The following is an 8,727-nucleotide window of genomic DNA, read 5'->3' as shown; positions in this document are numbered from 1 at the left end:
CCGCCGGTGCGCCCGCCGAACAGCCCCTCGAAGATATCCGACATGTCGGCGCCCTCGCCGCCGAATTCGAACCCCTGCGAGCGGAAACCGCCGCCGCCTGCGCCGCCGGGGCGCGGACCGCCGCCGCCGCCGAAGCCGAACGGGGCCGTGGGATTGCCGTCGCCGTCGATTTCCCCGCGGTCGAAGCGCGCGCGCTTGTCCTTGTCGGTCAGCAGGTCGTAGGCGGACGTCACCTGCGAGAAGTGTTCCGACGCCTTCGGATTGTCCTTGTTGCGGTCGGGATGCAGTTCCTTGGCGAGCTTGCGATACGCCTTCTTGATGTCCGCTTCGCTGGCGCCGCGCGCCACGCCCAGCGTCGCATAAGGATCGGCCATAATGTCCCCGGTTGTTACTACCTAGCTATGTGGGGCCACCACGGGCGCGGCGCAATCGTCGTGTATCGGCGGTGCCGAGGGGGCTTCCTCGATCGGGGCGACGTCGACGCTGACCTCCATCGACTGCGCGCCGGAGCCGAGGACGACCCCGTCGACGGGCGCGATCTCCGCATAGTCGCGGCCGATCGCGACGATCACATGGTCGCCCGCCATCCAGATGCCGTTGGTGGGATCCACCCCGACCCAGCCGCGCGCCGGGCCGCACCATAGCAGTACCCAGGCATGGGTGGCGTCGGCGCCGACCAGTCGCGCCTCGCCGGGCGGCGGGATGGTGCGGATATAGCCGGAGGCATAGGCGGCAGGCAGGCCGGCGGCGCGCAGGCCCGTAATCATGATCTGCGCGAAATCCTGGCACACGCCGCGGCGGTGGCGGAACGCCTCATGCGGCGGGGTGTCGACCAGGGTGGCGGCGGGATCGAAGGCGAAATCGTTCTGGATGCGGCGCGCCAGCGCGATCCCCGCCTCCAGCGCGTTGCGGTCCGGCGACAGGTCCGCCGCGCAATATTCGGCGATCGCGCGGTCGAGCGGGATCAACGGCGAGGGGTAGAGATAGGCCGCGGGACCGGCGGCGGAAATGTCGGCCGAGGCGCGCGCCATCCGCGCGACCTCCGCCAGCGTCGGATCGGCGGCGTCGGGCACGGGCACCAGCCGGTCGACCGTCAGCTGCGCGCGGCTTTCGATCGTCAAGCGGCGCACCGGCTGGTCGACCACCAGTCGGGTGACGTGCGCCAGCCCCGCCTCCGCGCGCGCGGGCATCGCACGGCCGGACGGTTCGACGGTCAGGTCGTAGGTCTCCAGCCGCTGGCCGGGCCAGTCGATTGGTTTCAGCCGCAGGTTGCAGCGCGCGAACTTGACCGCATTGCCATAGTCGAAGCGGGTGATGTGGCGGATATCGTAGCGCATCAGGCGAGCGTCAGGCCGCTGGCGCGTAGCGGCTCGGCCCCGCGCAGGAAGTAACGGTGCGCGATCGCATCGGACAGGCGCATCAGCCGGCGCTCCACCTCGCCCAGCGTCGCGGCGTCGAGCGTGCTGGCCTGCGCCGTGGCGACCAGCGCGCAGAGGCCGGTCGCCTCCACCTGCTGCGGTTCGGCCATGCCGTCGTCGTCGAGCACCGGCAGCCGCGCGAGATGGTCGCGGATTGCCTCCACCTGGAACGCCAGCGCGCGCGGATTGCCGGGATCGAGGACGGTGAGGTCGACGACGGGCACGCGCGCGATCCCGGTCAGGTAGCGCTGGCGGTAGCTGATCTGGCTGTCGGCGAGATCGAGCAGCGTCGACAGATCGTCTACCGACGCCCCCGCCAGCCCGAACGCGCGCGCAGCGCGCGTGATCGCGGTGCCGCGTTCGATCCGCCGCCCCAGATCGTGGAAGCGCCACGCGGCGGTGCGGCCCATATGCTCGGCCGACAGGCCGGCGATCGCGGCATAGCGGCGCTGGAGCGAGCCGGCGCGGTCGAGCATCCCGCGATGCGTCGGGAAGGGTGCGTCGAGCAGCCGCACCATGTCCGCCGACAGCCGGTCGCGCGATCCCGCCGCGATCCGCTGCGCATGACCGTTGATGGTCGCAACCGATTGCCAGTCGGGCGATTCCATCGCGATGCGCGCCATCTGCGTCAGATCGTGGCGGCGCAGGCTGTCGGGCCGGGGCGCGGCACCGACGCCGACGATCGCATCGACCAGCGCGCCGACCGTGCGCGTGCCGAGTGCCGCGCCGGCATCGGCGTCGATCGAATTGCCCAGCATCACGCGGATCGCCGCCAGCAACGCCTCGCCACGTTCCAGATAGCGGCCCAGCCAGTAGAAATTGTCGGCGACGCGGCTGGGCAGCGTGCCGGGGTTGCGGCGGACGTGGAGCGAATCGGCGGCGGGGAGCAGCGACGTCTGCGGCACCGGATCGCTGCCGAAGACGCACACGTCGGCGGACCATGTGCCCTCGCCCAGCACCGCCGCGCGCGGATCGGGATGCTCGCCGATACGCGCGAAGCCGCCGGGCATCACCTGCCACCGGCCGTCGCCGTCGCGCGCGGCGAACACGCGCAGCGTGAACGGGCGCGGTTCCAGCCGGTCGCCGATCACCACCGGCATCGACGACAGCCGCACCACTTCCTGCCCGACATAATCCTGCGGCCGGCGGGTGAGGTCGTCGAGGAAGGCGGCGCGCTGTTCGCGGGTCAGTTCCGCGCCGGCGACCGCGCCGTCGGCCGGCAGCCCCAGCGTGCGCGCGCCGAACGCCGACGACAGCAGCAGCGAATCGAGTTCGGCGGCGACATGCTCGGCCTCCGCCGGCTGGCCGCACCACCAGGTGGCGATATTGGGCAGGATCAGGTCCGCGCCGGTCAGCCGCGTCGCCAGCTGCGGAAGGAAGGCCCCGAACGCGGTGCTTTCCAGCACCCCCGAACCGGGGGCGTTGGCGATGACCACGTTACCTTCCGCCCAGCTGTCGATGAGGCCCGGCACGCCGATCCGCGAATGCGAATCGAACGCCAGCGGATCGAGCAGCCGCGGGTCGAGCCGCCGCCACAGCGCATCGACGCGCTTCAGCCCGCCGATCGTGCGGACGTAGAGCTTGTCCTCCAGCGCGGCGAGATCGTCGCCCTCCACCAGCAGGAAGCCGAGATAGCGCGCCAGATGCGCCTGTTCGGCATAGCTGGGATTGTAGCGCCCCGGCGTCAGCAGCCCGATGCGCGGGTCGCTGCGCCGGCACGACGCGGCCAGCCCGTCGCGGAACGCCGCGAAGAACGGCGCGTGGCGGCGCACGTTGAGCCGTCCCTGCAAGCCCCCCAGCGTGCGGCTGACCGCCAGCCGGTTTTCCAGCGCATAGCCCGCGCCAGTGGGGGTGCGCAGGTGATCGGCGAGCACGCGCCATTCGCCCGATGGCCCGCGCCCCAGGTCGATCGCGACGAAATGCAGGTGGCAGCCGCCCGGCGGCGTCACGCCCACCAGCGGGCGCAGGTAGAAGGGGCTGCCGGTGACCAGCGTGGCGGGCAGGTGCCCGCGCGCGACCAGATGGGCGGGGCCGTAGAGATCGCGCAGGATGGTTTCGAGCAGCTCGGCGCGCTGCACCACGCCGCGTTCGATCGTCGCCCATTCGGCATCGTCGATCAGCAGCGGCACCGGGCTGAGCGGCCAGGGGCGCTCCGCCTCCTCCCCGATGATGCGAAAGCCGGTGCCGATGTCGGCGGCGTGGCGTTGCACCCGTTCGCGCGCGTGCGACAGATCGTCGCCGGCGACCGCGGACAGTTCCTCCAGCATCGCCAGCCACGCCGCGTCGCCCGGATCGTGGAACACGTCCGCCCCGGTGCCGGCGGCCGCATAGCCGTCCGCCCAGCGGCGCGCGTGCGTCCCGGCATCGAACAGCGCGGCCTGTGTCGCCAACTCCATCCCCTCTATCGCTTGGCCGCGCGACTCTAGGGGACGTTGCGGTGCAACACAAAGGCTTTACCGGGGGGTGGCGCCTGCGATCGTCAGCGTGCGGCCTTCTCGTCGCGCTCGCGGTAGAATTCCTGCACCACCGCCCAGCCCTCGGCGGCGCTGTCGACGTAGCGGAAGATACCCAGGTCGCGTTCGGACACCACGCCTTCCTCAACCAGCGCGTCGAAATTGACGACGCGCTCCCAGAATTCACGGCCGAACAGCAGCACCGGGATCGGCGCGACCTTGCCGGTCTGGATCAGCGTCAGCAGTTCGAACAATTCGTCGAAGGTGCCGAATCCGCCCGGAAACGCCGCCAGCGCGCGCGCGTGCAGCAGGAAGTGCATCTTGCGCAGCGCGAAATAGTGGAACTGCGTCGACAGCGACGGGGTGACGTAGGGGTTGGGCGCCTGTTCGTGGGGCAACACGATGTTGAGGCCGATCGATTCGGCGTGCACGTCCGCCGCGCCGCGGTTGGCCGCCTCCATGATCGACGGGCCGCCGCCGGAACAGACGACGAAGTGCCGCCGCCCCGCTTCGTCGCGCGGGAAGTTCGAGCACAATTGCGCCAGTTCGCGGGCCATGTCGTAATATTTGCTCTTGGCGACCAGCCGCTCGGCGATGCGGCGGCTCTTGTCGTCGGTGGCCATGTCGAGCAGCGCCTGCGCCTTGGCCGGTTCGGGGATGCGCGCCGAACCGTAGAAGACGAAGGTGGAGCCGATATGCGCCTCCTCAAGGATCAGCTGCGTCTTGAGCAGCTCCAGCTGGAAGCGGACCGGGCGCAGATCCTCGCGCAGCAGGAAGTCCATGTCCTGGAACGCCAGGCGATAGGCCGGGCTTTCGGTCTGCGGGGTGGAGATGTTGTGGGCGGCGGCGTCGGCATCCTGCTTGGCAGCGGGGAAGACGCGGCTGGGAACGCGGGTTTCTGTCATCCGGGGGGTGTAGTCACGCTTCGTGACGCCCGCAAGACGGCGCCCTCACCGGCAGAACGCCTTGCCGTCGTCCTCCAGATGCAGGTGGTCGCGATGCGCCTCGTTATAGTCGGGCGAGAGGACGGTGCCGAAGCGGCGGCAGGCGGAGGTGCGGATCGTCGCGAGGAAGCGGCGCACCTGCGGATCGGGGGAGTTCCAGTCCGACAGGATCGAGATCCGCCGCCCGTCCTTCAGCTCGAACGCGGCGATGTCGATCGCATTGGCGATGGCATGGCCCGAACGGCGCGCCGGGCCGGCGGTGCCGACGGTGTTGCGGCAGGCATAGCTCCCCATGGAGACGATGCGCGACAGCTGCGATCCCAGGATCTGATACGCTGCCGGCGCGACGCCGTTGCGCGCCCAGGCGGCATAGGCGCGCGCCTCGCCACAGCGCACCGCGCCCAGATTGGCGGTCGGCACGCCGATGTCGAGCAGCTTGACCGTGCCGGAAAGCGCACAGCCGGGCGCGATCTGCCGGTCGGGCAGCGGCTGGAAATCGACGCCCAGCGCGCGCAGGTCGGCATGGCATTGCGCGGTTTCGCGCAGCGACGGCCCGGCGACCTCCGCCCGCGGCGCCTGCGGGACGGGGCGCTCGACCCGGCCGCAGGCGGCGAGGGCCAGGGCCATCGCGATCGTCGTGCCGGCGCGGTTCCGATGACCCCTCATCCGCATCGCTTGCGGCATGGTGGACCCCGGAACAAGTCCGAGGTGACGGAAGGGTCGGGGGGCGCGGCAGATGGTTGACGTCTGGTGGTTGACAGGGCGCGATTGGCCGCTAGGGCGGTCGACGGGCCACGCGGTCCCAACGCCGCGCGTGCTCTCTGTGAGGAGAGTCTGACATGACTGATTCGATTGCCGCCGACGCCACCCTTGCGCCCGCGAAGCCCGCCACCCGGCCGGCGCGCCCGCATTTTTCCTCCGGCCCGTGCGCCAAGCCCCCCGGCTATGACCCCGCCAAGCTGGCGACCGACGTCCTGGGGCGTTCGCACCGCTCGAAGCTGGGCAAGCAGCGGCTGCAATATTGCATCGACCTGATGCGCGACCTGCTGAACCTGCCCGACACGCACCGCATCGGCATCGTCCCCGGTTCCGACACCGGCGCGTTCGAAATGGCGATGTGGACGATGCTGGGCGCGCGCCCGGTCACCGCGCTGGCGTGGGAAAGCTTCGGCGAGGGCTGGGTGACCGACGCGGTCAAGCAGCTGAAGATCGACCCGATCGTCATCCGCGCCGATTACGGCCAGCTGCCCGACCTGACCCGGGTCGACTGGTCGAACGACGTGCTGTTCACCTGGAACGGCACCACCAGCGGCGTGCGCGTGCCCGACGGCGACTGGATCGCCGCGGATCGCGAGGGGCTGTGCTTCGCCGACGCGACCAGCGGCGTGTTCGCCTACGACCTGCCGTGGGACAAGATCGACGTCGCGACGTTCAGCTGGCAGAAGGTGCTGGGCGGCGAGGGCGCGCATGGCGTGCTGATCCTGGGTCCGCGCGCGGTCGAGCGGCTGGAAAGCTACACCCCCGCCTGGCCGCTGCCGAAGGTGTTCCGCCTCGTCTCCAAGGGCAAGCTGACCGAGGGCGTGTTCAAGGGCGAGACGATCAACACGCCGTCGATGCTGACGGTCGAGGATGCGATCTGGGCGCTGGAATGGGCCAAGGGGCTGGGTGCCGGCGGCCTCATCAAGCGGTCCGACGCCAATGCCGCGGCGCTGGACGCGATCGTCGCCGAGCGCGACTGGCTGGGGCATCTGGCGCAGGACGCCGCGTCGCGGTCGAAGACCAGCGTGTGCCTGACGGTGGATGCGGACGAGGCCGTCATCAAGAAGATGGTGTCGCTGCTGGAGGCCGAGGGCGCCGCGTTCGACATCGGCGGCTATCGCGATGCGCCCCCGGGGCTGCGCATCTGGTGCGGCGCCACGGTGGATACCGCGGATATCGCGGCGCTGGGTCCGTGGCTCGACTGGGCCTACGCGACCGCGAAGGCCGCCTGATCCGTTCTAGCCCTCTCCCCGGCGGGGAGAGGGTTGGATGAGGGGGCGCCTCGGGCGCTGGTCTCGGTGAGACACCGCCCCTCTCCCCAGCCCTCTCCCCGCGGGGGAGAGGGAGCCAGCACTTTCCACGAAAGACATTCCCATGCCCAAGGTACTGATTTCCGACAAGATGGATCCGCGCGCTGCCGAGATCTTCCGCGAACGCGGGGTCGAGGTGGACGAGATCACCGGCAAGACCCCCGAGGAGCTGAAGGCGATCATCGGCGAGTATGACGGGCTCGCCATCCGCAGCTCGACCAAGGTGACCAAGGAGATCCTGGAGCACGCCACCAACCTGAAGGTGGTAGGCCGCGCCGGGATCGGCGTCGACAATGTCGACATCCCCGCCGCCAGCGCCAAGGGCGTGGTGGTGATGAATACGCCGTTCGGCAATTCGATCACCACCGCCGAACATGCCATCGCGCTGATGTTCGCGCTGGCGCGCCAGCTGCCGGAGGCGGACGCCTCGACGCAGGCGGGCAAGTGGGAGAAGAACCGCTTCATGGGCGTCGAGGTGACCGGCAAGACGCTGGGGCTGATCGGCGCGGGCAACATCGGCTCGATCGTCGCCGACCGTGCGCTGGGGCTGAAGATGAAGGTTGTCGCGTTCGACCCGTTCCTGACCGAGGAGCGTGCGGTGGAGCTGGGGGTGACCAAGGTGACGCTGGACGAACTGCTGGCGCGCGCCGACTTCATCACGCTGCACACCCCGCTCACCGACCAGACGCGCAACATCCTGTCGGCGGAAAACCTCGCCAAGACCAAGAAGGGCGTGCGGATCGTCAATTGCGCGCGCGGCGGGCTGATCGACGAGGCGGCGCTGAAGGAAGGACTCGATTCCGGGCATATCGCCGGCGCGGCGCTGGACGTGTTCGTGACCGAGCCGGCGAAGGAATCGCCGTTGTTCGGCACGCCGAACTTCATTTCCACCCCGCATCTGGGCGCATCGACCACCGAGGCGCAGGTGAATGTCGCGATCCAGGTCGCCGAGCAGATGGCCGATTACCTCGTTTCCGGCGGGGTCATCAACGCGCTGAACATGCCGAGCCTGTCGGCGGAGGAAGCGCCCAAGCTGCGCCCGTACATGGGGCTGGCGGAGAAGCTGGGCAGCCTGGTCGGGCAGCTGGCGCATGGCGCGATCGACCGCATCTCGATCCATCGCGAGGGCGCGGCGGCGGAGCTGAACCCCAAGCCGATCACCAGCGCGGTGCTCAAGGGCTTCCTGGGGACGCAGACCGCGACGGTGAACATGGTCAACGCCCCGGTGCTGGCGCGCGACCGCGGCGTCGAGGTGCGCGAGATTCGCACCGAGCGCGAGGGCGATTACCACACGCTGCTGCGCGTCGCGGTGCGCACCGCCGATGGCGAACGGTCGGTGGTCGGCACGCTGTTCAGCGACAGCGCGCCGCGGCTGGTCGAGCTGTTCGGGATCAAGGTGGAGGCGGACCTCGTCGGGCCGATGATCTATGTCGTCAACGAGGACGCGCCCGGCTTCATCGGCCGTATCGGGACGCTGCTGGGCGAGGCGGGGGTCAACATCGGCACCTTCCACCTGGGCCGGCGCGAAGCCGGCGGCGAGGCGGTGCTGCTGCTGTCGGTGGACGAGACGGTCGACGCCGCGCTGCTGGCGAAGGTCAAGGCGCTGCCGGGGGTGAAGACGGCGATGGCGCTGTCGTTCTGATGGTTGGGGGGCGGTGGTCTCGGTGAGACACCTGCCCCTCTCCCAACCCTCTCCCCTGTGGGGAGAGGGTTGGGAGAGGGGTTGCCGCGCACGCCACGGTCAGTGATGGTCCGAGCCGATGCAAACCGCCCCCCTCCTCCTGGACCGCGCGCGAAGGATGCGGCGTGCGATGACCGAGCCGGAAACGCGGCTGTGGCTCCC

At 70.1% G+C, this 8,727-nt stretch carries 7 protein-coding genes; 2 read left to right on the top strand and 5 right to left on the bottom strand.

The genetic code is table 11. From position 1 onward, the window contains the following. From AX685_RS19240 to AX685_RS19220, 5 genes are all read right to left on the bottom strand, one after another. The coding region (locus tag AX685_RS19240) for a DnaJ domain-containing protein (protein ID WP_156445941.1) at positions 1 to 374 on the bottom strand (374 nt) is incomplete at its 3' end. A 21-nt stretch (positions 375 to 395) separates the two neighbouring features. After that, the gene (locus AX685_RS19235; RefSeq protein WP_066491618.1) at positions 396 to 1,337 is read right to left on the bottom strand and encodes a transglutaminase family protein; all 942 of its coding nucleotides are present in this window, start codon (positions 1,335 to 1,337) and stop codon (positions 396 to 398) included. Then, a complete protein-coding gene (locus AX685_RS19230; RefSeq protein ID WP_066491617.1) occupies positions 1,337 to 3,814 on the bottom strand; it encodes a circularly permuted type 2 ATP-grasp protein in 2,478 nt (825 codons plus the stop codon). The genes AX685_RS19235 and AX685_RS19230 overlap by 1 nt, the downstream gene beginning before the upstream one ends. Before the next feature lie 83 nt (positions 3,815 to 3,897). After that, entirely contained in the window at positions 3,898 to 4,776 is an 879-nt protein-coding gene (locus AX685_RS19225) for an LOG family protein (protein WP_066491615.1), read from the bottom strand. Positions 4,777 to 4,821: 45 nt separating this feature from the next. Next, entirely contained in the window at positions 4,822 to 5,442 is a 621-nt protein-coding gene (locus AX685_RS19220; protein ID WP_082741098.1) for an extensin family protein, read from the bottom strand. Between the two features lie 212 nt (positions 5,443 to 5,654). Here AX685_RS19220 and AX685_RS19215 point away from each other — a divergent pair, with 212 nt between their 5' ends. Both AX685_RS19215 and serA read left to right on the top strand, forming a co-directional pair. Next, complete coding sequence (locus AX685_RS19215) at positions 5,655 to 6,806, top strand: phosphoserine transaminase (protein WP_066491611.1); 1,152 nt, start codon at positions 5,655 to 5,657, stop codon at positions 6,804 to 6,806. A gap of 142 nt (positions 6,807 to 6,948) precedes the next feature. After that, a complete protein-coding gene (gene serA / locus AX685_RS19210; protein ID WP_066491609.1) occupies positions 6,949 to 8,526 on the top strand; it encodes a phosphoglycerate dehydrogenase in 1,578 nt (525 codons plus the stop codon). Positions 8,527 to 8,727 lie beyond the last annotated feature (201 nt).

It is taken from the genome of Sphingomonas sp. CCH9-F2, assembly GCF_001556735.1.
GTDB classification, from domain to species: Bacteria; Pseudomonadota; Alphaproteobacteria; order Sphingomonadales; family Sphingomonadaceae; genus Sphingomonas; species Sphingomonas ginsenosidimutans.
Note: the sequence above shows the minus strand (reverse complement) of the source record. Positions and strands in the feature narration are given on the sequence as shown.

What these genes read in the sequence shown, in the direction of transcription:
- AX685_RS19235 (WP_066491618.1), bottom strand. Translation starts at nt 1,337, where the DNA reads ATGCGCTACGATATCCGCCACATCACCCGCTTCGACTATGGCAATGCG.
- AX685_RS19230 (WP_066491617.1), bottom strand. Translation starts at nt 3,814, where the DNA reads ATGGAGTTGGCGACACAGGCCGCGCTGTTCGATGCCGGGACGCACGCG.
- AX685_RS19220 (WP_082741098.1), bottom strand. Translation starts at nt 5,442, where the DNA reads ATGGCCCTGGCCCTCGCCGCCTGCGGCCGGGTCGAGCGCCCCGTCCCG.
- AX685_RS19215 (WP_066491611.1), top strand. Translation starts at nt 5,655, where the DNA reads ATGACTGATTCGATTGCCGCCGACGCCACCCTTGCGCCCGCGAAGCCC.
- serA (WP_066491609.1), top strand. Translation starts at nt 6,949, where the DNA reads ATGCCCAAGGTACTGATTTCCGACAAGATGGATCCGCGCGCTGCCGAG.
- AX685_RS19225 (WP_066491615.1), bottom strand. Translation starts at nt 4,776, where the DNA reads ATGACAGAAACCCGCGTTCCCAGCCGCGTCTTCCCCGCTGCCAAGCAG.